Source organism: Mesorhizobium sp. M7A.F.Ca.US.007.01.2.1 (assembly GCF_003998165.1).
Lineage (GTDB): Bacteria > Pseudomonadota > Alphaproteobacteria > Rhizobiales > Rhizobiaceae > Mesorhizobium > Mesorhizobium ciceri.
In genome coordinates, this window is sequence record NZ_RZQP01000520.1 from 1 (window position 1) to 589 (window position 589).

The window sequence follows — 589 nt, forward strand, 5'->3', positions numbered from 1 at the left end:
TCGATGAAGTTCCTGAAGGGGGCGTCGGTCATGGGCTCGCGATCAAAGGAAGGCCGGCATCACCCGGTCGATGAACAGTTGCAGCGATTTTTTCTTGTGCTCGTGCGAAAGCCCGCTGTCGATCCAGATCGAATACTGGTTGTAGCCGAGTGCCTCATAGGTCTTCAGCCGGGCGATGACCTTATCGGCCTCGCCGATCACCAGGTTCTGCCTGATCTTGTCGGGCGCGTATTGCGGCATGGCCGCGATCTCGTCCGGCGTCAGCGGCTCCAATATGCCTTGATGCACTGGTTTCTTGTTCTGGAACCAGGCGCCGAACTGGCAATAGAAAGTCGACAGGTCCTGCGTCAGGCGATCTGCGTCAGCCGCGTCGTCGGCAACGAAGGTGTGCATCAAAAGCATGATTTCCGGTCGTTCGATCTCGGGATGCGCGGCGCAGGCGGCGTTGAAGCGCTGCATCAGGCTCGTCACCTCGTCATCGCCGGAAGCCAGCGGCGTTACCTGGACCTTGCATCCGTTGGCGACGGCGAAATCGTGCGAGTTCGGGTCGCGGGCCGCCACCCAGATCGGCGGGTGGGGTGTTTTTCGT

General features: G+C 60.4%; 1 protein-coding gene. It reads right to left on the bottom strand.

What is annotated here, in order from left to right:
- Window positions 1-42: 42 nt before the first annotated feature.
- On the bottom strand, window positions 43-589 hold a 547-nt coding region (locus tag EN949_RS35570), incomplete at its 5' end, for an LLM class flavin-dependent oxidoreductase (RefSeq protein ID WP_127371998.1).